This is a genomic window from Bacillus sp. ABP14, from assembly GCF_001831375.1.
In the GTDB taxonomy this organism is placed as follows: Bacteria; Bacillota; Bacilli; order Bacillales; family Bacillaceae_G; genus Bacillus_A; species Bacillus_A paranthracis.
Window position 1 is genome coordinate 414,538 of record NZ_CP017016.1, and the last position, 25,965, is coordinate 440,502.

At 35.4% G+C, this 25,965-nt stretch carries 24 protein-coding genes, 3 riboswitches and 1 other annotated feature; of the genes, 19 read left to right on the top strand and 5 right to left on the bottom strand.

All coding sequences use genetic code 11. The features are described 5' to 3' along the window. Positions 1-40: 40 nt before the first annotated feature. Positions 41-2,230 (bottom strand): DNA topoisomerase III, encoded by a 2,190-nt coding sequence (gene topB / locus BGI23_RS02185; protein WP_070805144.1) that lies wholly within the window; start codon positions 2,228-2,230, stop codon positions 41-43. A 269-nt stretch (positions 2,231-2,499) separates the two neighbouring features. Beyond that, positions 2,500-2,609, top strand: a riboswitch (TPP riboswitch). 72 nt (positions 2,610-2,681) lie between these two features. Here topB and thiM point away from each other — a divergent pair. From thiM to BGI23_RS02200, 3 genes are all read left to right on the top strand, one after another. Further along, positions 2,682-3,488: a hydroxyethylthiazole kinase gene (gene thiM / locus BGI23_RS02190; protein ID WP_070805145.1), complete on the top strand. Its 807-nt coding sequence runs from the start codon at positions 2,682-2,684 to the stop codon at positions 3,486-3,488. Between the two features lie 16 nt (positions 3,489-3,504). After that, on the top strand, positions 3,505-4,164 hold the full coding sequence (thiE, locus tag BGI23_RS02195; protein ID WP_044790816.1) for a thiamine phosphate synthase: 660 nt from the start codon (positions 3,505-3,507) through the stop codon (positions 4,162-4,164). 79 nt (positions 4,165-4,243) lie between these two features. Continuing rightward, the gene (locus tag BGI23_RS02200; protein WP_044790815.1) at positions 4,244-5,179 is read left to right on the top strand and encodes an alpha/beta hydrolase; all 936 of its coding nucleotides are present in this window, start codon (positions 4,244-4,246) and stop codon (positions 5,177-5,179) included. Between the two features lie 58 nt (positions 5,180-5,237). On the opposite strand, the gene BGI23_RS02205 is transcribed toward BGI23_RS02200, so the two are convergent. Next, a complete protein-coding gene (locus BGI23_RS02205) occupies positions 5,238-6,551 on the bottom strand; it encodes an anaerobic C4-dicarboxylate transporter family protein (RefSeq protein WP_000498726.1) in 1,314 nt (437 codons plus the stop codon). 283 nt (positions 6,552-6,834) lie between these two features. After that, a riboswitch (cyclic di-GMP riboswitch) is annotated at positions 6,835-6,919 on the top strand. Positions 6,920-7,060: 141 nt separating this feature from the next. Between BGI23_RS02205 and BGI23_RS02210 the strand changes: the two genes are divergently transcribed. From BGI23_RS02210 to BGI23_RS02240, 7 genes are all read left to right on the top strand, one after another. After that, on the top strand, positions 7,061-8,800 hold the full coding sequence (locus BGI23_RS02210; protein WP_044790814.1) for a methyl-accepting chemotaxis protein: 1,740 nt from the start codon (positions 7,061-7,063) through the stop codon (positions 8,798-8,800). 61 nt (positions 8,801-8,861) lie between these two features. Beyond that, positions 8,862-8,963: riboswitch (TPP riboswitch) on the top strand. 100 nt (positions 8,964-9,063) lie between these two features. Next, the gene (locus tag BGI23_RS02215; RefSeq protein WP_000082897.1) at positions 9,064-9,384 is read left to right on the top strand and encodes an MTH1187 family thiamine-binding protein; all 321 of its coding nucleotides are present in this window, start codon (positions 9,064-9,066) and stop codon (positions 9,382-9,384) included. Then, entirely contained in the window at positions 9,356-10,129 is a 774-nt protein-coding gene (locus BGI23_RS02220) for an ABC transporter permease (protein WP_001057149.1), read from the top strand. The genes BGI23_RS02215 and BGI23_RS02220 overlap by 29 nt, the downstream gene beginning before the upstream one ends. Beyond that, positions 10,126-11,124 carry an ABC transporter substrate-binding protein gene (locus BGI23_RS02225; protein WP_000715548.1) on the top strand — a complete coding sequence of 333 codons (999 nt, stop codon included), beginning with the start codon at positions 10,126-10,128 and terminating at the stop codon, positions 11,122-11,124. Before BGI23_RS02220 ends, BGI23_RS02225 begins: the two co-directional genes overlap by 4 nt. Then, positions 11,121-11,870 (top strand): ABC transporter ATP-binding protein, encoded by a 750-nt coding sequence (locus BGI23_RS02230; RefSeq protein WP_000016058.1) that lies wholly within the window; start codon positions 11,121-11,123, stop codon positions 11,868-11,870. Before BGI23_RS02225 ends, BGI23_RS02230 begins: the two co-directional genes overlap by 4 nt. Positions 11,871-11,935: 65 nt before the next feature. Next, positions 11,936-12,709 (top strand): hypothetical protein, encoded by a 774-nt coding sequence (locus tag BGI23_RS02235; protein ID WP_070805146.1) that lies wholly within the window; start codon positions 11,936-11,938, stop codon positions 12,707-12,709. Positions 12,710-13,014: 305 nt separating this feature from the next. Then, positions 13,015-14,559, top strand: a complete 1,545-nt coding sequence (locus BGI23_RS02240; protein WP_000025938.1) for an ABC-F family ATP-binding cassette domain-containing protein — start codon at positions 13,015-13,017, stop codon at positions 14,557-14,559. A gap of 459 nt (positions 14,560-15,018) precedes the next feature. On the opposite strand, the gene BGI23_RS02245 is transcribed toward BGI23_RS02240, so the two are convergent. Then, on the bottom strand, positions 15,019-17,043 hold the full coding sequence (locus BGI23_RS02245) for a glycosyl hydrolase family 18 protein (protein WP_070805147.1): 2,025 nt from the start codon (positions 17,041-17,043) through the stop codon (positions 15,019-15,021). Between the two features lie 354 nt (positions 17,044-17,397). On the opposite strand from BGI23_RS02245, the gene BGI23_RS02250 reads away from it, so the two are divergent. From BGI23_RS02250 to BGI23_RS02280, 7 genes are all read left to right on the top strand, one after another. Continuing rightward, a complete protein-coding gene (locus BGI23_RS02250) occupies positions 17,398-17,769 on the top strand; it encodes a DnaJ family domain-containing protein (protein ID WP_070805148.1) in 372 nt (123 codons plus the stop codon). 10 nt (positions 17,770-17,779) lie between these two features. Next, a complete protein-coding gene (locus BGI23_RS02255; protein ID WP_001091219.1) occupies positions 17,780-18,094 on the top strand; it encodes a thioredoxin family protein in 315 nt (104 codons plus the stop codon). 13 nt (positions 18,095-18,107) lie between these two features. Continuing rightward, positions 18,108-18,359, top strand: coding sequence for a hypothetical protein (locus tag BGI23_RS02260; RefSeq protein WP_070805149.1), 252 nt, complete (start codon positions 18,108-18,110; stop codon positions 18,357-18,359). 126 nt (positions 18,360-18,485) lie between these two features. Beyond that, positions 18,486-18,629 carry a hypothetical protein gene (locus BGI23_RS02265; RefSeq protein WP_000817976.1) on the top strand — a complete coding sequence of 48 codons (144 nt, stop codon included), beginning with the start codon at positions 18,486-18,488 and terminating at the stop codon, positions 18,627-18,629. Between the two features lie 80 nt (positions 18,630-18,709). Continuing rightward, the gene (locus tag BGI23_RS02270) at positions 18,710-19,291 is read left to right on the top strand and encodes a TetR/AcrR family transcriptional regulator (protein ID WP_001254436.1); all 582 of its coding nucleotides are present in this window, start codon (positions 18,710-18,712) and stop codon (positions 19,289-19,291) included. 65 nt (positions 19,292-19,356) lie between these two features. Continuing rightward, positions 19,357-20,589, top strand: a complete 1,233-nt coding sequence (locus tag BGI23_RS02275; RefSeq protein WP_000992549.1) for an MFS transporter — start codon at positions 19,357-19,359, stop codon at positions 20,587-20,589. 55 nt (positions 20,590-20,644) lie between these two features. Beyond that, positions 20,645-20,896 (top strand): helix-turn-helix transcriptional regulator, encoded by a 252-nt coding sequence (locus BGI23_RS02280; RefSeq protein ID WP_002078892.1) that lies wholly within the window; start codon positions 20,645-20,647, stop codon positions 20,894-20,896. A 73-nt stretch (positions 20,897-20,969) separates the two neighbouring features. Here BGI23_RS02280 and BGI23_RS02285 read toward each other — a convergent pair whose 3' ends face one another. Beyond that, entirely contained in the window at positions 20,970-22,253 is a 1,284-nt protein-coding gene (locus BGI23_RS02285) for an MFS transporter (RefSeq protein ID WP_044790809.1), read from the bottom strand. Positions 22,254-22,361: 108 nt separating this feature from the next. Beyond that, the gene (locus BGI23_RS02290) at positions 22,362-23,675 is read right to left on the bottom strand and encodes an alkaline phosphatase family protein (RefSeq protein ID WP_000356446.1); all 1,314 of its coding nucleotides are present in this window, start codon (positions 23,673-23,675) and stop codon (positions 22,362-22,364) included. Positions 23,676-23,828: 153 nt separating this feature from the next. Between BGI23_RS02290 and BGI23_RS02295 the strand changes: the two genes are divergently transcribed. Then, on the top strand, positions 23,829-24,122 hold the full coding sequence (locus BGI23_RS02295) for a YesK-like family protein (RefSeq protein ID WP_000383851.1): 294 nt from the start codon (positions 23,829-23,831) through the stop codon (positions 24,120-24,122). 93 nt (positions 24,123-24,215) lie between these two features. Beyond that, positions 24,216-24,422 (top strand) — a binding site (T-box leader). A gap of 47 nt (positions 24,423-24,469) precedes the next feature. Further along, complete coding sequence (gene proS / locus BGI23_RS02300; RefSeq protein ID WP_001040954.1) at positions 24,470-25,900, top strand: proline--tRNA ligase; 1,431 nt, start codon at positions 24,470-24,472, stop codon at positions 25,898-25,900. Positions 25,901-25,965 lie beyond the last annotated feature (65 nt).

A 25,965-nucleotide genomic window follows, 5' to 3' on the forward strand; every position in this document is an offset into this window, starting at 1 on the left:
CATAAAAGGTTCCTACCGATAGAGGTAGGAACCTTTTTGTTTAATCAAATTTTAATTTCTTTAATGCTTCTGCAAATGGGTTATTTAATGGTTCTTCTTCTTTTTTCTGTTGTTTCATATATTTTTGAACGTCACGCTTATCAGCTTTGTTTCCAGATTCTTTTTTACGTCTTTCTTGGAATGTGGATAATTTTTCGCGATAGCCACATTTACATGCAAAGATTTGTCCTGCACCTTCACCACGTAATTCTAACTTCTTCTTACACTGAGGGCAACGAGCGTTTGTTGTACGAGATACATTTTTACGATGACCACATTCACGGTCTTGGCAAACGAGCATCTTTCCTTTTTTACCGTTTACCTCTAGCATTGGTTTACCGCAATCTGGACAAGACTTCGTTGAAATATTGTCATGTTTATATTTTTTATCACTCGATTTAATTTCAGAAACAATTTCTTTCGTATAGTTCTTCATTTCGGAAATGAATACTTCTTTTTTCAGTTTACCCTTTGCAATTGCCTCTAGCTTTTGTTCCCACTCACCAGTTAGTGTAGGTGATTTTAACTCTTCTGGTACTAAATCAAGTAACTGACGGCCTTTTGAAGTAATGTGAATATCTTTACCACGTTTTTCAATTAAGAATGAATTGAATAGCTTGTCGATAATATCAGCACGCGTTGCTACAGTACCTAATCCACCAGTTGATTTTAACGTATCAGCAAGTTGTTTATTTTGCGTATCCATATATTTTGTAGGATTTTCCATTGCTGAAAGTAAAGTTGCTTCGTTAAAACGTGCAGGTGCTTTCGTTTGACCTGATGTTTGCATAATTAACTTTACAGTTAATGTATCGCCTTTTTCGATGCGAGGTAGAAGTTGCTCTTTTACGTCATCAGTTACATCATCATCTTCAAAGCGATTTTCATATACTTCCTTCCAACCTGCATGTAAAATTGTTTTTCCGCGTGCAATGAACGTTTCATTGCCGACTTTTGTGCGTAACGTTAGTTGTTCGTATTCGAATGCTGGGAATAAAACAGCTAAGAAACGTTTTACAACTAAATCATAAATTTTACGTTCTTTATCTGTGAAGGCGGAAAAGTTAACGTATCCTTCTGTCGGAATAATTGCGTGATGATCACTTACTTTACTATCATCAACAAATGATTTATTAGCCTTGATAGGCTTTTGTAATACTTTATGTGCTAAGGAACGGTACTCTCCAACACCACATGCTTTTAGACGTTCTGGAAGTGTTCCAACGATATCAGATGAAATATAGCGTGAATCTGTACGAGGGTATGTTAGGACTTTATGTTGCTCATACAATTTCTGCATAATGTTCAATGTTTCTTTCGCAGAGTAACCGAACTTTTTATTGGCATCACGTTGTAATTCAGTTAAATCGTAAAGACTAGGAGAGAATGATTTCTTCTGTTTTTTATCAATTTCCACAACGGTAGCATTATGCTTATCTAAACCTTTTACAATACCATCAATTTTTTCTTTATTGAAGCTGCGGCTATTGCCGTTTGCATCTTGCCACGTTAGTTTTAACTGATTTGTCGTTTGAGCCTCGATGCCGTAGTAAGTTTGAGCTTTGAAATTCTTTATTTCATCTTCACGATTAGCGATCATTGCGACAGTAGGTGTTTGCACACGGCCGCAATTCAGTTGGGCATTAAAGCGAGTCGTTAAAGCTCGAGTCGCGTTAAGACCGATATACCAGTCAGCTTCTGAACGTGCGACAGCTGAAGCGTATAAATTGTCATATGCTTTACCTGGTTTTAAATTTGCGAAACCATCTTTAATTGCTTTATCAGTAACAGATGAAATCCATAGACGTTTGATTGGTTTATTAACTCGAACTTTATCAATAATCCAGCGAGCAACTAATTCTCCTTCACGTCCAGCGTCTGTCGCTACAATAATTTCATTTACATCTTTTCTAAGAAGCTGACTTTTTACAGCATTAAATTGTTTCCCAGTTTGTTTAATAACTGTTAATTTCAAACGCTCAGGTAGCATCGGTAAATCTTCTAAATTCCACTTTTTATATTTCACATCATAGCTTTCTGGATCTGCTAATGTAACAAGATGACCTAAAGCCCAAGTTACAATATATTTACTACCTTCAAGGTAGCCATTTCCTTTTTTATCGCACTTCAGTACACGTGCAATATCTCGTGCAACGGAAGGCTTTTCAGCGATTACAACGCTTTTTGACATATTTAAAACATCCTTTCAAATTTCCATACGTTAACTATAGCATACATCTTCTTGAGATTCAGTTTCGCTCCATATTTGAACGGTTTTTAATGGGATAACATCTGTTTGAAATTGAATGATCGTGACAAAACATAATATGCACCATGATGAGACTGTGAGAAATAGATAGTTATTATGCGTATTGTTTTATTAGTTGCTTCTATAATTAAATAGAAAAGTAAAGAACTTGTTATTTTACTAGAATAAGAGTAGACTTTGAAGTAGAAGAATACTAAACACATGGGAGTTTGTGGATACAAACTGAGAGTATGACTAGTCCGTCATTGACCATTTGAACCTGTTGGATAATGCCAGCGTAGGGAGAGTGTAAAAGCACATGTTCAGGCACTTTGCGTACGCGCAAAGTGCCTTTTTGTGTATCTCCCATAACTATAGTTAGGAGATGAGAAGGATGAATAGGAAAGAAATTAGTAAAGTAGTGGATTTGGTGAGAGAATCTAGTCCGCTCGTTCATAATATTACAAATGTTGTTGTAACAAATTTTACAGCTAACGGTTTGTTAGCGTTAGGGGCATCGCCTGTAATGGCGTATGCAAAAGAAGAAGTGGCAGAAATGGCTAGCATTGCTGGAGCGTTAGTATTAAATATGGGAACACTTCGTCCGGAAGAAGTAGAAGCGATGTTACTTGCCGGTAAATCAGCAAATGTGAACAATGTACCAGTACTGTTTGATCCAGTTGGTGCAGGAGCAACATCGTATCGAACAGAAGTTGCGAGACATATTCCGGCTGAAATTGAATTAGCGATTATTCGCGGAAATGCAGCTGAAATAGCGAACGTTATTAATGAGAGATGGGAAATTAAAGGGGTAGACGCTGGTGCTGGAAATGGTAATGTCGTAAGTATTGCAAAACAGGCAGCGGATGAATTGAATACAGTTGCGGTGATTACTGGAAAAGAAGATGTTGTTACAGATGGAGAGCGAACTGTTCTCATTCGAAACGGTCATCCTATTTTAACGAAAGTTACGGGAACAGGTTGTTTACTAACTTCTGTAATAGGAGCATTTGTAGCGGTAGAAAAGGATTATGTAAAGGCAGCGGTAGCGGCATTAACGTTTTATGGGGTAGCTGCGGAACTGGCAGCTGCCAAGACGGTGGAAAAAGGACCTGGTAGTTTTCAAATTGAATTTTTGAATCAATTAGCGAATACGACTTCAGGTGATATAGAGAAGTATGGGAAAATTGAGGTTATATAGTAAGGAGGGAAAATAAATGTCACGTATTTCAAAGGCAGAAATGTCTAAGTTATTATCAGTATATTTTATTATGGGAAGTAACAATTGTACGAAGGATCCACTACAAATATTGAAAGATGCACTTGAAGGTGGTATAACAATTTTTCAATTTCGTGAAAAGGGGGAAGGCGCTTTAACGGAAGAGAAACGCATTTGTTTTGCAAAAGAACTACAAGCAATTTGTAAGGAGTACGGTGTACCGTTCATTGTAAATGATGATGTGGAACTAGCTCTCAAGTTAGATGCAGATGGCGTGCATGTTGGGCAAGATGATGAAGGAATTACCTCTGTTCGTGAAAAAATGGGTGATAAGATTGTTGGTGTATCTACACATACAATTGAAGAAGCACGCTGGGCAATTGAAAATGGGGCTGACTATTTAGGTGTAGGACCTATCTTTCCAACGAGTACGAAAAAAGATACGAAAGCAGTGCAAGGAACGAAAGGGTTAGCTCATTTTAGAGAACAAGGAATTACAATACCGATTGTCGGAATTGGAGGCATTTCAATTGAAAATACCGCTTCGGTTATAGAAGCAGGTGCGGACGGTGTTTCAGTTATTTCAGCGATTAGTTTAGCTGAATCTGCGTATGAAAGTACGAAGAGGCTAGTAGAGGAAGTGAGTAACAGTTTGTAGAAGAAGGCTATGTAGTATTAAAACGCTACATAGCTTTTTATGTTTTGATATCGATAGTTAGAAAAAGGGGGAGGATTGTTTGAAAAGGAAACAGTTTATAGAGTTGCAAAATGAGTTGTTTCGTTTATTCGAAAAAAGAGAATTCGAAGCGATTTATAGATGCATAGATAAAGCAAAAAGGGAGTTTCCTGAAAGAATAGAAAAAACTAGTTTCTGGGAAGTGTGTGCACTTTCGGCAGAAGGTAAGTATGAGGAAGCGATTGTTAGTTTAAACGAAGCTTTAGAAAAGGGGATTTGGTGGAATCCACATACACTTATGGGGGATGAAGATTTAAAGGGATTACGAGAGAATGCAGCTTTTAAAATGATAGTGAAAAAGTGTGAAGAAATCTTTAAGAAACAGCAGCTAACAGCCGAACCGAAATTATTTACTTATGGAAATAAAGAGGCGAAGATAGGGTTATTTTCTTTGCATTGGAGAGGATCAAATATAAATGATTTTGCACCATATTGGTGTGAAGAAGAAATACTAAATGAGTATATATTAGGTTTTCCCCGGTCCTCACAAATACATGGAATGAAGTCGTATAGCTGGGATAATCATGAAATAGCTATAAAAGACGTTATGAAAACTTTTAATGATTTTGTAAATAAATATAACTTGGAGGACATAATCATCGCGGGAGCTTCTCAAGGGGGAAATATAGCGATAGAGTTAGCGTTAAAGAATATGTCAGCGACTCAAAAATTTATTGCAGTTATACCTGCTATTCGAGATGTTAAGGAAATTGAAAGTATAGTTGTATCAAATGATATAACGAATGTAGAAGGATATATTGTTACGGGAGACAAAGATCCATTTTATGAAAACACACTTCAATTAATGTCTATGTTTGAGGAATATAATGTGGACTGTAAATTAATTGTGAGAGAAGGTTTGGGGCATCTTTTCCCAGCGGATTTTACACAAATATTAAAGAACATAATGGAAGAATGGACAGTTAAAAATATTTAAACAAACGTTTGATTAAAAAAGCACAAACCCTTTAAAACTTTGGGTTTGTGCTTTTTCTTTAAAACATAATTGAAATTAAGAGCATTCCAATTCCGATAGAAGTGAATGTTGCGATTAGGCCTGGAATCATAAAGCTATGATTTAAAACATATTTACCAATGCCAGTTGTACCAGTACGATCAAAGTTAATGGCAGCAACGATTGTTCCGTAGTTTGGAATGAAGAAATATCCATTTACTGCAGGGAACATCGCGATCAGTAGTGCTGGTGGAATACCGAGTGATAATCCAAGAGGCATTAAAGCACGTACTGTTGCGGCTTGGCTATATAGTAAAATAGATAGAATGAATAATGCGATGGCAAATAGCCATGGCGCACTTGTTACTAGATGCTGAATTGATCCTTGAATCATATTTAAGTTTCCGTTAAAGAAAGTATCTCCCATCCAAGCGATACCGAAAATAGCAACAACTGCTGTTGCCCCCGCTTTAAAGACGTTACCAGACACGATGCTTTCTACATTTGGTTTACAGAAAATAATAATAAGAGCTGCAATCGTTAACATAACCATTTCAATTGTGTTTGGCATGGAAAGACGGGCTAACTTCCCATCAACTATCCATCCTGGACGAAGTACTTCAAATGAACCGAGAAGTACGACAAGAAAAGTTCCTACTAGGAAAAGGATAACTGATAATTTAGCGCCTTTTACACCAACAAATTCTTTTTTCTCTTCAATCTTAGGAATCATTCCTTCTTTTAATCGTTTTAAGTATTCAGGGTCTTCATTTAATTCTTTCCCCATTTTGCTAGCAACAAATGCAGCTACCATACAAGCGATGAAAGTAGAAGGGATACTTACTTTTAAAATATCTAATAAAGTGATTTTATAGTCAGCTAACATTGCTAAAAGTGCAACTGTTGCAGCTGATATAGGACTAGCTGTAATTGCTTGTTGGGAAGCAATTACGGCAATTGACATTGGTCGTTCTGGTCTAATTCCGGATTCGCGAGAGACTTCTGCGATAACAGGAAGTACAGAATAAGCAACGTGACCAGTTCCCGCACAAAGTGTGAATAAATAAGTAACAATTGGAGCAAAGAATGTAATGCGTTTTGGATTTTTTCGTAATGCTTTCTCAGCCAGATGAACAAGGTATTCCATTCCTCCAGCGGCTTGGAGTGCACCAGCAGCTGTAATTACTGCTAAAATCATAAGCATTACATCAATAGGAGGAGCTGTAGGTTGTAAGTGGAAGACGAAAACAAGTATTGCCATACCAACGCCACCCATTACCCCTAGACCAACTCCGCCTAGGCGTGCGCCAATAAAGATGCAGAGTAGTAACGTAAGAAATTGTAGCCAAAACATGATAAACTACCTCCGAAATTCATTAGTTAAGATATATTCGAATAATTTAATTTAAATGAAAATTAAAATAAATACTCAAAACAATCCTTGTGTTATATACATTTTTTATTATATAACACAAGAAATGTAACATTCACGTACTTTGTTAAATTATTTCGAAAAAATAATACATTAAAACTTTGCATTTGCATCTCTAAATAGGTAGACATTTTAATTTTTATGTTGTAATCTTTGATAGAGAATAATGTAATTCTCATAGAACTCCCATATCGTTCAACTCGTTCAGCGAGAAAGGCAAACTGGTGGAAACATTAGGACGCAAAACTACAGGAGCTAAGGCCGAAAGGCTACGCTAGCCAGTTACCGGACGGATAGGGTTGGTCTTGACCAATGCTTTTTCATTGGTCTTTTTTTATTTGCAAACAAATGAGAAACCTTATCAGTTGTTGATAAGGTTTTTATTTTAATAGTTTTCCTTTATATTAAGTTAATTAAGAAAGGTGATGTTGATGAAAAAATATTGGCACAAGCTATCATTTCTTCAAAAGAATGTATTGTTAACTGTGTTAGTTATTTTGACGCTTGTTGGTACTATGGGAGCGTTAAGTTTTAACATGTTTCAAAATAGCATGATGTCTATATTTGAAAGGCATTCTTTTGAAACAGGAGATACGGTATTACATAAATTAGACGAAGAAATAGTGAGAGATGTTACAAAGGATCCAGTGGCACAAAGAGAAAAGAGAGAGAAGTTAACAGAGAAATTAGATGAAGCAACGGAAGAATTGAATAGCGTTGGACAAATCTATATTGTTGGAGCAAAAGAAAATGAAAAAGGTGAGTTACTAATCGTCGACTTGTCTACAGAGTTAGCAAATGTTGTTGAAGTAAGGCCGGGAGAATATTATAAACAACCAGATCTTTGGATGAAAGCATACGATAAGGTAATGAGCACGAAAAAAGCAAACATGACAGTAGTATATGAAGATCTATTAGGATCATGGGTAACGATATTAGAGCCAATTAAAGATGGAGACGGAAATATTGTGGCAATTGTTGCAGCCGATGTAGATGCTTCTATTGTTCCTATTACAAAGGAAAAATTCATTATACAAGGTTTAATGTTTATTTGTATTTCTGTTTTAATTGCAACTGTTATTCAATTCTTAATCGTACGTAACGCACTTGCTCCATTGCGGGATTTACGTGAAGGATTACGCAGAGTTGGTGAAGGTGATTTAAGTATTAAATTAGAGGAAAGACCAGATGATATTGGTATTATTAATGCGTATTTTAATAATAACATCGAGAAGTTTAAAGGAATTATAGATAAAGTGAAGCAGACAGCAGAACAGGTTTCCTCATCTTCACAAGAATTGTCAGTGAGTACGAAAGAAAATAGCATGGCAGTCCAAGGAATCGTAAGTTCTATAGTTGAGTTAAGGGCTGGCGTTCAATTGCAAGAAACGTCAGTACCAAAGTATTTAGATATTGTATATGAAATGGAAGATAGGATGGAAGAGATAACTAATATTGCAAAACAAATGACGAAAGAGTCTGAAGGTACGAAGCATCATTCAGAAAAAGGAAATGGTATTATTGAACAGACGATGAATCAAATGAACATAATACAAAATGCAGTACAAGATTTATCTTCTATCATTTATTCTTTGGAAGTAAGATCAAAAGAAATTAGTGATATTGTAACTGTAATTACAAGTATTTCAAATCAAGCGAATTCGCTAGCTTTACATGCTACTATTGAAGCTTCACGTGCTGAGGAAACTGGAGAGGAATTTGCCGTTGTTGCTGATGAAGTGCGTAAATTAGCAGAGCAGACGGAAGCATCAGCAAAAGATATAGCAAAATTAATAGGGGAAACACAAGCAGGAACGGAAGAAGCTGTTGTTTCAATGCAAAAAACCTCAAAAGAAGTAGAGTCTGGAATGAAACTTGTTGAAAGTAGTGGTGCTTTCTTTGAAAAAATTTCGAAATCAGCACAAACTGTTACCAATCAAGTTGGAGTTGTTTCTAGCAATTCAAATAATATATTGCAAAATAGCCAAAATATTGTTCGTGTTGTAAATGAACTATCACTTATTGCAAATAAGTATGCGAATAGTAGTAGTAATGTTGAAGAAATCATGAAAGAACAGGAAATGTCTGTACAGGATATTGCTGAATTAGCCAGTTCTTTAAGCTGGCTCTCACAGGAGTTACAAGAGTTAATTGGGGAATTCAAAAGTTAAATGAAATGATTATACATGCTTTTGTTTGTTCAATAAAATAAATCATGCTACAATGAAAACGAATTAAGGACCGGGGAGCCAATTGGCTGAGAGGATGTGAGCAAACATCGACCCTCAACCTGATCTGGATAATGCCAGCGTAGGGAGTTACTTAAAGTGATGTAGCATATGTTATTCTATAATAACTTGCATACAAGGCTTTCCTACGCAGTAGGAAAGCCTTTTCTTGTTTTAAAATTTAATTTCATAAGGGGGATTTTATTATGTCACAACAAGTTACAATTTCGTTTTCAGTAGTACCACAAGCAAAGAACAAAGATGTGTATTCTGTTGTTGATAAAGCGATTGAGGTTGTACAACAATCGGGAGTTCGTTATGAAGTAGGGGCAATGGAAACGACGCTGGAAGGAGAATTAGATGTACTTCTTGATATCATTAAACGTGCACAACAAGCTTGTGTGGACGCTGGAGCAGAAGAAGTGATTACTTCTATTAAAATCCATTATCGTCCAAGCACTGGTGTAACGATAGATGAAAAAGTTTGGAAGTACCGTGATGAATATGCAAAACCAGAAGCAATCTAAAATAATTACAGCAATTTGGCTTATCCTTCTCATTGCGATATGGGAAGGATCTGTTTCATTATTTAAAATTGAACCGTGGATTTTACCGAAGCCTTCTGCCATTGTTCAAGAATTAATTGGAATGAAAGATTTACTATTACCGAATACGATGCAGACGCTGCAAGAGGTTATAATTGGACTGTTCTTTGCGATTTTAATTGGGACAAGCATTGCAATTCTTATGGACGTTATCCCTTTATTTCGTATTTTAATAAATCCGTTGCTTGTTATTTCGCAAACGATTCCAATCGTTGTACTTGCACCGTTATTTATTATTTGGTTTGGATATGGAATGCTACCGAAAGTAATGGTAGTCATACTCGTTTGTTTCTTCCCGATTGCGCTTAGCATTTTAGAAGGTTTTCAAACGGTAGATAAAAATATGTTGAAGTTGTTGCAAACGATGAAGGCAACGAAATGGCAAGTTTACCAGAAAGTAAAGTTTCCAGCAGTGCTTCCATACTTTTTCTCCGGTTTAAAAATTGCAGTTACATATAGCGTAATGGGAGCGATTATTGGAGAATGGCTCGGTGCCAGTGAAGGATTAGGAGTTATGCTTACAAGGGCTACGAAATCCTTTTTAACAGCCCGAGTATTTGGTGTTGCAGCAATTATTGTAATGGTGACATTATGTCTGTATTTTATCGTGGAGTTTATGGCAAGAATAACAGCACCATGGATATATAGAAAGGACGGCAGAAAATGAAAAAAGGTTTAAAAGTTATGTTGGCTGCCTTATTAGCAGTAGGTGTAGCTGGATGTAATCCGGCGAAGAAAGAAGAAAGTGCAAGTAAAGATCAAAAAGTAAAAGTCGTATTAGATTGGTTTCCGAATACGAATCATACTGGCTTATATGTAGCACAAGCGAAAGATTATTATGAAAAACAAGGATTAGATGTAGAAATTATTCAGCCTGGTGATAATGTGACGGCGGAGCAAATGATAGCTTCAGGAAAAGCTGACTTCGCAATAAGCGCACAAGAAAATGTAACGTTGGCTCGTGTGGAAGGTATTCCTGTTGTATCTGTAGGTGCGATTATTCAGCATAACACTTCAGCTTTTGCATCGCTTAAGAAAGATAATATGACGTCACCGAAAGATTTTGAAGGGAAACGTTACGGTGGCTGGGGAGGACCAGCGGAAGAAGCGACATTAAAGACAATTATGGATAAGCACCAAGCCGATTTTAATAAAGTTGAAAAAATCATTTTAGGACAAACAGATTTCTTTAAATCAATTGGTCGTGATGCAGACTTTGAATGGATTTATTACGGATGGGATGGAATTGAAGCGAAGCGCCAAGGAAAAGAGTTAAATACGATTATGGTGAAAGACTTAGATCCAGCACTTGATTTCTATAGTCCTGTTATGATTACGAGTGAAAAACATACGAAGCAAGATAAAGACTTTGTGAAAAAGTTTATGAGTGCAACGGCAGAGGGTTATAATTTTGCAATTAAAGAACCGAAAGAAGCTGCCGATATTTTAATTAAAGCTGTTCCAGATGTAAATAAAGATTTAGTACAAGAAAGTCAAAAATGGCTAAGTAAGAAGTATCAAGATGATGCAAAAGCGTGGGGAGTACAGAAGGAAGAAGTTTGGACGAATTACATGAATTTCTTATATGATAACAAAGTTATTAAGAAGAAAATTGATGTGAAAGATGCCTTTACAAATGAGTTCCTTCCAAGTGAAAAATGAGTGGATTACAAATAAAAGATATTGTGAAATCTTTCGATGGCAAGAATGTATTAGCAAATATTAGTGCTTCTATACGAGAGGGAGAGTTCGTTTCCTTTGTAGGACCGAGTGGTTGTGGGAAAAGCACACTATTAAATATGATCGCAAATATTGAAAATCCAACAAGTGGAAGTGTAACGTATAACGATAAGCAAATGCAAGAGCAAGATGTTGTAAGTTATATGCCGCAACAGGATTTATTACTACCGTGGCGATCAGCTTTACAAAATATCGTTCTTCCGTTAGAAATTGAAGGGAAGCCGAAAAAACAAAGGCTGACAGAAGGAATGGAAGCATTAAAGCAGTTTGAACTAGATGAATATGCAGACCATTATCCAGATGAATTGTCTGGAGGGATGCGTCAAAGAATTAGTTTTCTGCGCACATATTTATGTGAAAAGCCAATTATGCTACTTGATGAGCCTTTTGGTAAGTTAGATGCTTTTACAAAAATGGAAGTACATAGCTGGCTTTTAAACTCTTGGCACCAAGAGAAGCAAACAATCGTTATGGTTACACACGACTTAGATGAGGCAATCTTGCTTTCGGATCGCGTATTTATTTTATCTCAAAGACCAGCATCAATAGTTGGCGAGGTACAAGTGAAATTACCTAGACCGAGAACGATGGATATGTTAACATCACTTGAGTTAAAGAAGGATAAGGAAGAAATTTTGAGAGTATTAGCTCCTTATATGAAAAAATAGAAAAAATCTTTTAACAGTTTTTGGTATAATTACTGTTAAGAGGCTTTTTTTTTAGGGGGAGAAAGATGAAATCTATAGAGCAAATAGTTGATTCGTTAACAGCTGATAATCTTGAAGAAGGAAAGTCCTTATTAAAAAATTATATTTTATTAATGAAGTATGGTATGGAACATCATGAATTAAAAGAAGAAGAAATGATAGAAGTTTTAAAGTGGGTTCAAGGCCGGGATCAATTGAGAAAAGGTGTACCAGAATTATGTGATTTACATTTAGTTAAAAAGTTTCAAGCATTATTAGATGAATTTATTCATTCTATAATTACAAATGGTTATGTGGAAGATGCGGTAGAAATTCTAGAGAGTGTATTAAAAAGTATGGGAGCAGTCGCTCATATTGTAAAAATTATGTTTGTTGGCAAAAGGAAAGTTAATAGAAATTCTTTAGAAATAGTAGAAGAGTTAAAACGAGAGTGCTACAACTTAATGGAAAAGCGTGCTGCTGTCGGGTTGCATGCTCAAATCTTTCACGTTTTAGGTTTCGTTCATTCGATTCAGTTTGATTTAGAAGAAAGGTCACAGGAACATGGGCGAAGTGTAATAGGATTTTTAACAGATTTTAAAACGAATGAATTGAAGTCTGTGCAACAATTTCAAACTGAAGATCATATCCCAGAAGTGAAAAATATAGTGAGTAAAGAGTATGGGATAGAATTACAAAGAAGAATTTATATGTGGAAATCGTTAACAATTATCTTTACAAGTCCATATGCATTAGAAAAGATGTATAAAGAAATTTATGCAGAGAACGATAAAACGGAGAAGGAACAAAAAGAACAATAGAGAATAGAATATAAAAGAGTAGTTTATACTCTTAATATAACAAATGTTAAAGGAGTGAAAGGATAAAATGACTTTATCAACTGTTCTTCAAATGGTTTTAGCTTGATATGGGAGAAGTCTGCCCATTTTTATCGATTAAGCTAAATTGAAGACAGCAGGTAAAGAACCTTAATCCTTTCTTACGATAATATGTAATGGGTAAGGTGTATTCACCTTACCCATTTTTTATATGCACAATTAAATAAGGCTTTATACTGTTGCTCTCTCTATTTAGCTTATGAATCATAAGTAAAGGAGAGAAAATAATGAGTATATTAACGGTAGAAAATTTAAGTCATTCGTATGGTGAGAAAACCATTTTATATAATGCATGTTTTCGAATATTGAAGGGCGAGCATGTTGGGGTAGTAGGGCAAAATGGAATTGGAAAATCAACATTGCTAAGGATTTTAACAGGAGAACTTATACATGATGATGGGAACATTGAATGGTTTCCGCATGTGAAGGTAGGTTTCTTGCAGCAGCATATGGATTTACAAGAAGGGATGACAATTGAGGGATACTTGCAAAGTGCATTTGCTGATTTGTATGCGATTGAATACGAAATGTTAAAAATTGCTGAAGAAATGAATGGAGCAGGAGAAGTAGAAAAACTGTTAGTAAAGTATGGAGAATTACAAACTATATTGGAAAGCTCTAATTTCTATCACATTCATACAGAAGTTGAAGAAGTAGCAATCGGTTTAGGATTATTTGAAATAGGGCTTAAAAAGGATGTTTCAAAGTTAAGTGGAGGGCAGCGAACAAAGTTATTACTTGGGAAGCTCCTTTTAGAAAAAGCTGATGTTTTATTGTTAGATGAGCCAACAAACTATTTAGATACAGCTCATATAGAATGGCTGCAATCGTATTTGAGACTGTATGAAAAAGCTTATGTAATCATTTCGCATGATGAACTATTTTTGAACAGTATTACAAATGTTATTTTTCATCTAGAAGGAGGAAAAGTGCAGCGATACGTAGGAAACTATGAAAAGTTTGTGCAAAGTTACCAATTGCAAAAGAAACAATTACAATCGGCGTATGCGAAACAACAAAAAGAAATCTCTCAGTTAGAAATATTTATTCAAAAAAATAAAATTCGAAAAGCGAAACAGGCTAAAAGTCGAGAGAAAGTATTAGAGAAAATGCAAAGGATTGAAAAGATTCATTCTGTAACTCGATCCCGTTTTGATTTCAATGTTTATGAGGAGCCGGTGAGTCGTATATTGCAAGCTGAGAAACTAAGGATAGGTTATAGTGATCCTTTATGTCCAGAGTTGAATTTACAAGTGAAAAAAGGAGAAAAGATAGCGATTATTGGTCATAATGGAATTGGAAAAACGACGATGTTAAAAACATTATTAGGTCAAATTAAGCCGCTAAGCGGTTCAATTTCTGTTGGAGAACGAGTAAATCCTGCGTATTTTGCCCAGGAAGAGTTTGCTTCAGAAACAACACCCTTAGAGAAAGTTTGGGCAGAACGACCAGATATGACAAAGAAAGAAGTGCGCCAAGCATTAGCAAAGTGTGGATTGCAAGAAGAACATGTATTAAAACCTATTCGTTTATTAAGCGGAGGAGAACAAACGAAAGTACGTTTATGTGAACTTATCGTAAAGAAAAGTAATGTTTTAATTTTAGATGAACCAACTAATCATTTGGATCTAGAAACAAAGAAGGCGTTGCAGGAAGCGCTACAACGATATAAAGGAACCGTTTTACTTGTATCACATGAGCCTTCTTTTTATGAAGCGTGGATAACAAAAGTGTGGAATATAGAAGAATGGAACGCTGAACAATATGAATAAAGAAAAGGCATTAGCTTGTATAAGCTAATGCCTTTTCTTTGTGATTAACATGATTTTCGAGAACTCTTACATGAGAATTGTATGAAGAAGCACTCTTATGGTGCGCTTATAAGCGTGCTTTTTCTTTTGTTATGTTTATATTTATAATAATACTAGATGCCTTTCCCTAATAGGCGACTATCCTTCTTTATGTATATATAGATAGTTTGAAATGGAATGAAAATAATTCCTATATGTAAAGGATAATGTGATTAGTATAGGAAGACAATAGAGCTTAAAGGAAATTCATGTAAAATTCAGGTGAACTTCACACGAACTTCATATTGTAAACTAAATATAGTTATAATAGGTTATTATAATGTTGATTTGTGATTTTTCATAAAATTAAAAGTTTGAATTTAGGAGAGAGGAATCAAACCTAAATTCAAACTTTAGTGAAATAATTATTGGAAGTTACGTTTAGTTTTCGCTAATGGATGGATTTACAAGTTCAGCAGGAGTGCCTGTTCCTGCTCCTCCGATTGTAATCGATCCACCAGGAGGAATTTCACGATTCCATCCTGCATTCGTAATTACGTAATGATTATTTATTTTACTACTAATTTTAGAATCCCAAACTTGTGTTAAATTGCCGTTATAATCAAATTCTAATTTCCAGTTTTTAATAGAGGTCGTTCCACTATTTTTAATTACAATCGAGAAGTTGTAACCACTTCCCCAATTTGAAGTGACTGAAAAGGTAGCATTGCTATTTCCACCAGGAGGTGTTGTGTTAGCATCATCTGTTTTTACAATAATAGAAGTAGGCTGTGATTTATTCCCAGCAGCATCTTTTGCTAGTATTGAAAATGTGTATTCTGTATTGGGTTTTAAGTTTTTAATTGCAATGCTATTTGTTGTTGTACTCCACTTCTCTTCTCCAGCAGTAATTTCATATTCCGTAACTCCTACGTTATCAGTAGATGCCGTCCAGTTTAATTGAACTGAGTTTGAATTTTTATTTGTTACAGCAATATTTTTTACGTTTGTTGGTGGCTCAATATCTTTTTGAGTAATAGGTCCACCTAGTAATTCTTTTACTAACGTATCAAGTAATTTTGGTCCACTACAACTATATTTTGGACTTGTGCGACAGTCACCACTAAGCTCCCAAAACATTGCACCACTTAAACCTTTTGTCTTTATATAGTCTGTTTTATATTTCATAGATTCGTTGTCATCATAGCTAATAAACGTGCCCGTAGTCGCATTATATAAATAAGGTACTTTTGCTACATCGTTCCAATAGCGAACAAAACCATTTTTATTAACATAATTAGCTGCTAAATCACCATAATCGTACACACCTGTGTCACCGGTAGAATAATCATCCCAAGTTCCTTTAGAAGCGAGCTTTCCATCACTACCTGGTTTACAAGGTTGGTATTGTCCGTTATTTTCTTTTCCACAACTTTTCCACCCGCGTCCGTAAAATGGTACACCTAATACGAGTTTATCTGCTGGAACCCCTTCATTTGTATAAATGTCTATCGCACCATCTACGTAAAAATTCGTATCCGCTGCTGGGTCATTTGGATCTTTGTATAGAGCTGCATTATGATTAGAAGTAGCTTCCCATCCACCGTGGAAATCATATGTCATAATATTAATCCAATCCAGTATTTGAGAGATTTTCTTTAGCTCTGTATGATCAGCATAACGTTGGCTTGCACCTGATGCAATTGTTAGTAAATATTGTTTACCATCTTCTGCACCAGCTTTCGTTAATGCATTTCGAACATCTTGAAGGAGTAGGGTGAAGTTTTGCTTATCTTCAGGGCGATAACTACCACCAGGAATCGTTTCTACGCCTGGATATTCCCAATCTAAATCAACGCCGTCAAATCCATATTCGCGTAGGAAATCGACTGTAGAATCAGCGAATACTTTTCTTGTTTTTTCATCAGCGGCCATGTCAGAAAAGCGGTTAGACCAAGTCCAGCCACCAACGGAAATAATTGTTTTTAGGTGAGGATACTTAGCTTTTAATCGTTTCAGTTCGCCGAAATTTCCGCAGCGTGCGTATTTATCACAATCTTCCCAAGTTGTACCTGAGCCAGGATAAGATTTTGTGACATCAGCCCACGGCTCACCGAGTACGAGAGTACCATTAGGGACCTCTTTATTTTGCAGTGGTACACCAGATTCTTTACAGTTCCACGTTTGTTTATTTGGATTATCAGGGTGAGTAGAAGGGTTTCCATGTTTTCCATTCCAGCAAATATCAGCGAAAGCATAGTTTAAATGAGTTAGCTTTGATGCATCAATATCTGCAACTTGATAATTACGTCCGTAAATGCCCCATGAAGGAAAATACCCAACAATTTTTTGACTTTGCTTTTGTGAATCTGCTAATGCGACATTGGGAGTAATAAAGTTTGTGAGAAAAAGAGGTAAGAAGAGTAGTAGGGATAGTAATAGCAGTGTGAATTTTTTTGATTTCATAGCCATTTCTCCTTTCAAAATAAAAGATATATTTAAAGGCATGCGCCAATAAATCAAAATGAATCTAGATGAAAATGATCAGACATCACGAAGTCTATACAAGGAGCTGAAGCTGATTAAATCGTAGCAAATGTAAGATTTGGTGTAAACGCTTTATTGAATTCGAAAAGACTTTCTCAATATGAAATGGCTCTAATACAGATTACACATGAAAATAAAATATCGATTAGAGAGGAAAGGGCTTCTTGGAGTTAAATTTGAGAAAAAATTGTATGAGGTCAATTTGTAATAGCGTAGCAAGATAATGAAATTTCATGTAAAATAATAGTAAAAATATGTAAGGGAGGGAGTAATGTGGATGTCTTTTTGAACATTGCTGAAGAAAAAATTCGACAAGCAATACGGAATGGAGACCTTGATCATATTCCGGGAAAAGGAAAACCACTACAATTAGAAGACCTTTCAACGATACCTCCAGAACTGAGAATGAGTTATAAAATTTTAAAAAATGCGGGCATGATTCCACCAGAAATGGAACTACAAAAAGATATATTAAAAATAGAAGACTTAATTGCGTGCTGTTATGATGAAGCGGAGAGAAAAAAATTACAAGAAGAGTTAACAACAAAAACGCTGCGTTTTCAGCAGGTAATGGAAAAGAGGAAAATGAAAGATAGTTCAGCTTTTCGTATGTACCAAGATAAGGTATTTCGTAAATTACGCTAAGAGGGATAAGATGAATACATTTGAAACGATAGAAGAATTAGCAACATATGTTGAAGAACAACAATTAGTACTGCTCTTTATTAAAACGGAAAATTGTGGTGTCTGTGATGTTATGCTAAGAAAAGTAAATGGTCTATTAGAGAATTATGATTACGTAGAGAAAGTAGAAATATTACTACAAGACATGCAAGAAATTGCAGGGCGATATGCAGTATTTACAGGGCCAACAGTTTTATTATTTTATAATGGAAAAGAGATCCTTCGTGAATCGCGCTTTATTTCACTTGAAAATCTAGAGAGAACTATTCAATTATTCGAAGATTAAGGGAGGTTTTTATATGGAATTTATTATTTTCATACTATTATTTGTTGTAGTTGTAACAATCTTAACAGCAGTTCGATCAAACAAAAAGAAGGTAAATCTTACAAAACAAAATAACATTCATAACTCATCTAACAACTCATCACCATTATTTTTCTTTGCGGGATCTGATAATGATAGCTCGCATGGAGTTTCACATGATTGTGGAGGGTCTTCTGGTGGAGATAGCGGAGGCAGCTGCGATGGTGGCGGAGGTGGCGGTGATTGATGAAAATGCGCCTTATATAGGCGTATTTCTTTTTAAAACAAACGTTTGATTAGTTGGCTTACATATGCATAAAAACAGTTAAACAAACGTTTGATTAATATTTTTAACGTACTAAGGGGAATAGAAATGAAAAGGGAACCGAAAGTGAAAAACAAGGGGAAAGTAATGTTATTTTTATTAGCTGCGGGAGGCGTATTTCTTGTTAAATTAGGATTTAAAATTGGAATCATACATATGATTCGAACATGGTTTGAAAGTACGTTTTCTTAAATAAGGAATATAGCCTCTTGCGATAGAGGTTTTTGATTTGTTATTATTAGACTGAACGGTCGGTTTAAAGAGGTGTGAATATGAGAAGAAGTGCAGAAGAGATAAAGAAAGAAATTGCATATAAAGCAGAAAGTTTGTTTTCACAGAAGGGCTATGCAGCTACATCTATGGAAGAGATTTGTGAAATTACAGAGCGAAGTAAAGGAAGCATTTATTATCACTTTAAAAGTAAAGAAGAATTATTTTTATTTGTAGTAAAGCAGCATACGTATGATTGGCTTGAAAAATGGAATGAAAAAGAGAAGTTGTATAGTACGAATACTGAAAAACTATATGGTCTCGCGGAATATCATGTCGAGGACATACAGCAACCAATTTCAAATGCAATAGAGGAATTCTCTATGAGCCAAGTTGTAAGTAAAGAGATTTTGGATGAACTATTAGCTTTAACTAGAGAATCGTATGTTATGTTTGAGAAACTAATTGAAGCAGGCATACAGTCTGGAGAGTTTCGGGAAGATAATACGCGCGATCTTATGTATATTGTGAATGGATTATTATCAGGGCTTGGAGTACTTTATTACGAGTTAGATTATAAAGAGCTACAACGTATTTATAAAAAGGCAATAGATGTATTGTTAAAAGGAATGGCAGCTGAATAATAAGTCAGTTGCTTTTCTATAAAATAAATTAGACCGAACGGTCGGTTTATGAAAGGGGAATGAAAATGAACGCTTTATTTAAAAACCGAGCATTTATGCTCGTTATGGCGTCTGATATTTTACAACAATTTGCAATTTGGATCAGAAATATGGCCCTTCTATATTTCATAATGGAGCGAACGAATAATGATCCAGTTTCCGTTTCATTGTTATCGGTTATGGAATATGCACCTATTTTTATTTTCTCGTTTATCGGTGGTGCGCTAGCTGATCGCTGGAATCCGAAAAGAACAATGGTCGCTGGAGATGTGTTAAGTGTACTATCTATTATAGGTATTGTCTTGTTGTTAAAGCTGGATTATTGGCAGGCTATATTTTTTGCAACACTCATTTCCGCAATTGTAGGTCAGTTCTCTCAGCCATCATCTTCGCGTATATTTAAGCGCTACGTGAAAGAAGAACAGATAGCAAATGCGATTGCATTTAACCAAACATTACAGTCATTATTTCTGATTTTTGGACCAGTGGTAGGATCGCTTGTGTATACACAACTTGGTTTATTTACATCACTATATAGTTTAGTCATTTTATTTTTGTTATCTGCTATCGCCCTTTCGTTCTTACCAAAATGGGTTGAAAAAGAGCAAGTGGCGAGGGATTCATTAAAAAATGATATAAAAGAAGGGTGGAAATACGTTCTTCATACAAAAAATTTACGTATGATTACGATTACTTTCACCATTATGGGCTTAGCTGTTGGACTAACGAATCCATTAGAAGTGTTTCTTGTAATAGAACGGCTTGGAATGGAAAAGGAAGCAGTTCAATATTTAGCCGCAGCTGATGGGATAGGTATGTTAATCGGTGGTATTGTTGCTGCAGTTTTCGCTTCAAAAGTGAATCCGAAAAAGATGTTTATATTCGGTATGAGCATATTAGCGATGTCATTTTTAGTAGAAGGGATATCTACATCATTTTGGATTACTAGTTTCATGAGATTTGGAACAGGTATTTGTTTAGCTTGTGTTAATATCGTTGTCGGTACGCTTATGATTCAACTTGTACCAGAAAATATGGTCGGGAGAGTAAATGGAACAATTTTACCGCTGTTTATGGGGGCAATGTTAATCGGAACTTCACTAGCTGGAGGATTGAAGGAGATGACCTCACTAGTTACTGTATTTTGTATAGCGATGGCACTTATTTTATTTGCTATAGGACCAGTTCTACGCATGCAAATAAATAAAGAAGATGTCGCGAATAAAGAGGAACTAACAAGTTCGTTAGCCTCGAAATAACTATTGTAAGGGAGCAAAACTGCTCCCTTTTTTGTGGTAGTCTTTTGACAATGAAATGTACCGATTATATACTAATGTTGTAAAAACGATTTTACATGTTAGGAGAAAAGATGTGAAAAATCAAATTTATGAATTACGCACTGAAAATAATATTTCACAAGGTGCATTAGCTGATAAATGTAAAGTTTCAAGACAAACGATAAATGCAATTGAGAATAATAAATATGATCCAAGCTTAGCATTAGCTTTTCGTTTAGCGGAAGTATTAGGAACAACTGTTGATAAACTATTTTTGTATAAGATGTAGCGTCTTTCATTGTGGGACGTTATTAATAAAAGTATAGAAAAGATCCTCTTCTTATGTGAAGAGGATCTTTTTCTTATAGTGTTTTAGTCTTTGGATTAGGTGGTGTAACGGATGTATGATTTTCTGGAACTCTAGTTAGTAAGAATCCCCCGATAAGGAATAGTACAATAATGCTAAGGACACCAGCGTTTGTTTTTCCGGTTAATTGCGTTGTAACACCGACTAATATTGGACCCATAATCGCGGCAAACTTGCCAAATATGTTATAAAATCCGAAGAATTCATTTGCCGATTCTTTAGGTACTAGTTTTGCAAAATAGGAACGACTAAGTGCTTGGATCCCGCCCTGAGAAGTAGCAACTAGCATTGCTAAAATCCAGAAATCGAGTGTCGTTTTTAAGAAATAAGCATATATGCAGATAATGATGTAAATAATAATACCGACATATAGCATTTTTTTACCGGTAAATGTCTCCGATAGTTTTCCGTACAATAAAGCGAATGGACAAGCTACAATTTGTGTGACGAATAATATGATTAATAGATTTGTCGCACTAATACCGAGGTCTGTTCCGTAAGCGGTGGACATAGTAATAATTGTATCGACCCCATCAATATAGAAAAAGTAAGCAATTAAGAACATAAAGACCGTTTTATATTCTTTAATATTTTTAAAAGTATCAGCAAGGCGTTTGAAGCTCATTGTAATTGGTCTTGGGTGACGTTCAATATAGTGCGTTTGTTCTACGTTTTTTAGCATTGGAATTGTAAATAATCCCCACCAAAGAGCTGTGATCGCAAATGAAATTTGACTAGCAATGCCGACTGATAAAGGGATAGTTCCTTTTTGAGCAAGAATGATAAGAGCGATACAACCGATAAATGGAATAGTACTCCCAATATAGCCTAAAGCGAAACCTCTTGTAGAAATTCGATCCATTCTATCTTCAGAAGTGACATCTACTAAAAATGCATCATAAAAAATGTTTGCTCCAGCAAAACCGACTAATGCGAGCATATAGCATCCTAGTAATAAGTACCACTGAGATGTTGGAACGACTGCTAGCATACTTGTAAATACGATACCGAGTCCAAAGAAGAATGTGAAAAATCGTTTTTTAAATCCTTTATAATCAGCAACTGTGCCGAGAATAGGAGCAAGTATAGAAATTAAAAGTGTTGCGAACGAGTTTGCATATCCCCAATATGCTGTTGAAGTTGCACCAGATAACCCGGCTTCTTTTGCAGCTGCTTTAAAGTAAATTGGGAATAATGCGGTTGTAATGACGAGCGAATATACGGAGTTCGCCCAATCGTATAATATCCAGCTTTTTTCTTGTCTGGACATTTTTTTCATATAATGTTCCCCCTCAAATTTGTTCTACTAACAGTGTACAAAAATAAAAATTATAAAAAGAGAAACAATGATGAATTTTACATAACTTTTACATATATACACAGTTCTTTACAATTGGAGTAAATCCTCTACAATTGATCCGTCTGTTTCACCTAAGTGTAAACCGAGTAGTCTAGCGATAGTTGGGCCTTCATCAATAAGTCTCATATACGGTATGGTAATGCCGCTTTTTATTCCTTTCCCGGCAGCTATAAAAATTGTTTCATAGTTAGGTTTTGTTGGAGAGTATCCATGCGTACCAAATGTATATTTTTTACTAGGCGTAACATCTTTTTCAGTAATTTCTTTTATAAAATCTCCTGTATAGTTTTCAGTGAAATAATACCCTTCTCGTGCTTCTAACATAAATAAACAATTGCCATCTGCACCGCATTCCTTCGCATCCTCATCATGAAGTATAAATTCAATACCGTTTTGTTTATTTTGAAGCAGTTCTTCAAGGAGTAGTTGTACTTCTCGAATTGTATCGGTATCGTTTTTGTCTTTCACATATACATAGGCGGACCCATCGCAACTTTGGCAATAAGCATTCCAGTCTACTAATTTTCCTTTTGAATTTATAGAGATAAGCCCTTTTTGATGAAATAATACATTTAATTGAATGGCTTTGTTTTCACTTAAAGCGCTATGATCACCAAGAGCGATAATGGTGCTCTCTTCGTATAGTCCACTGTCTTTTAAAGCTTGAATAATTTTCCCTAGTCGCTCATCATGTCTATGAATTGCGGCTATTGTTTCTTTTGATTCAAAGCCGTGATAGTGTCTTTGGGTGTCTAAATCGGTGAAATGTACAAACATGACATTAGGCTTTTTCGTCTGGATTGTATGCACAGCAGAAGCAAGTACGAAATCATCAAGTTCAGGTTGTGACAGTCCATTTCGTATATGACCGAAACGACGATTTAAATCTAATTGATATAGCGGGCTACCGCTAAATAATGAAACTAAAACTTGATTTTGCCACGGTCTATTTGGAAAGATTTCTGGTAAATTGTAATCAATATTTGCTCTGCCGGTAACAGGCCATAGAAGGGCAGCTGTCGTTAAATTTGCTTTATGTGCTTCATCATATAACGTTGTTCCTTGTATTGATTTTCGGTACCAATGCCAATCGGGTGATTCACGTCCAGGTTGAAGTAACGTATTGCTAACAACACCATGTTTATTAGGGTAATTACCAGTTACGATTGTTGAGTGACTTGGGTATGTTACAGAAGGATAAATTGGTTCTACTTTTTCGACAACCGTGCCCTTTTTGATTAGAGATTGGAAGTGAGGTAATTTTTGTAGTATAGGAAAATCTAAAGCTGATAAACAGTCGAATGATAAAATGATGACACGATTCGTTAATGCTTTATCCATAAAGTAATCCTCCTAATTATATAAAACTTATTACTATATACTACTATTAATACCTAGTAATAAAAATATGTTTTTAAATAAAATTTATTATTTATTTTCAGAAAAGTTGAACATATAATAAGTATAAGGGAATCTATGGAAGGAGGGAATAGTATGGACTGGTTAGATGGATTTGGTATATTTTACATCATTGGCGGAATCACGATTATCCTTGTATTTGCTATTTCGTATTTACTAAAGAAACGGTTTCCAGACAAGCAGTTCGATATTATATTTGCACTTAGTTTAATACTTCTTTGTTTAGCATCCTTTCCTGTTACAATGATGGTTATTGGTGGATGGGAAGGAATGGGGTATGGGTTTATTGGTTTCTTCGTCCTACTTGGTACACTTATTGGTATGATTGCACATCAACTTTTAAAAATATCACGAAAAAGCTACGTATAAAACTGTAAAAAATGAAAAGAATATATAAAAATAAGAAAATTCACTCTTGTTTTGAAGTGAAATTTATATTATGATATTCAACAAATTTATTTTGTTATAACGATGAAAAAGGACTAGTATATGTTCAACCTTTTTAGCAGAGAGAGAATCCGTCAGGCTGAAAGATTCTTAAAAAGACAACATGGAACCTACCTTTGCGTTCTGCATATGCAGCGGGAATTTCCCGTTATCAAAAAGAGAGCATGCGCAATTTTTGTGCATGAATCAGGGTGGTAACGCCGGCAAAGCTCGGTCCCTATTTAGGGACGCGGGCTTTTTTGTATTTTCTAGAAGGAGGAAAACTGACTATGGCAAAAGAACAAGTACAAGCGATTACGAAGATGGAAGAGGACTTTGCACAGTGGTACACAGATATTGTAAAAAAAGCAGAACTTGTTGATTATTCAAGTGTAAAAGGATGTATGATTCTACGTCCGTACGGCTATGCCTTATGGGAAAATATGCAGAAAGTTATGGATGAGAAGTTAAAAGCAACTGGTCATGAAAATGTGTATATGCCAATGTTTATCCCAGAGAGCTTATTACAAAAAGAGAAGGATCATGTAGAAGGATTTGCTCCTGAAGTAGCATGGGTGACACATGGGGGGGATGAAAAATTAGCAGAAAGACTTTGTATACGCCCTACATCTGAAACTTTATTCTGTGAGCACTTTTCAAAAATTGTGCAATCCTATAATGATTTGCCAAAGTTATATAATCAGTGGTGTTCAGTAGTTCGTTGGGAAAAGACAACGAGGCCATTTCTTCGCACAACGGAATTCTTATGGCAAGAGGGACATACAATTCATGAAACAGCAGAAGAATCTCAAGCTGAAACGTTAAATATTTTAAATCTATATGCTTCTTTCTGTGAAGACTATTTAGCGATACCAGTAATTAAAGGACAAAAAACAGAAAAAGAAAAATTTGCGGGTGCAAAGGCAACTTATACGATTGAAAGCTTAATGCATGATGGGAAAGCACTTCAAACAGGAACATCCCATAACTTTGGAACGAATTTCTCTGAAGCATTTGATATTAAATTTTTAGATCGTACCGGTAAGTGGCAATATGTACACCAAACATCTTGGGGCGTATCAACGAGAATGATAGGTGGACTGATTATGGTTCATAGTGATAATAATGGGCTTGTAATGCCTCCTAAAGTCGCACCAGTGCAAGTTGTTATTGTACCGATTGCGCAGCATAAAGAAGGAGTTTTGGCGAAAGCGATAGAGTTACAAGGACATATTCAAAAGGTTGCACGAGTAAAAATAGATGCTAGTAATAAAACACCAGGTTGGAAATTTAATGAGTATGAAATGAAAGGTATTCCAATTCGATTAGAAGTTGGTCCTAAAGATATTGAAAAGAATCAAGTTGTACTCGTAAGAAGAGATACGAAAGAAAAAGAGTTTATATCAATGGATCAATTAGAAGAACGCATTCCAGCACTACTTGAGGAAATTCATAACTCTTTATTTAATAAAGCAAAAGTATTTCGTGATGAAAATACGTATAGTGTGACGAAGTTTGAAGAGATGAAAAAAGTAGCTGATGAAAAGCAAGGATTTATTAAGGCAATGTGGTGCGGGGAACTAGCTTGTGAAGAGAAATTAAAAGAAGAAGTCGGAGTATCTTCTCGCTGTATGCCTTTTGAGCAAGAGCATTTAGCTGACGAATGTATTTGTTGTGGTAAAGAAGCGAAACAAATGGTGTATTGGGGAAAAGCGTATTAATGCTCTTTTGGATAGGAAGGATGAAAAGGACTTTAGGCTGCATAATAAAATGCAATCCAAAGTCC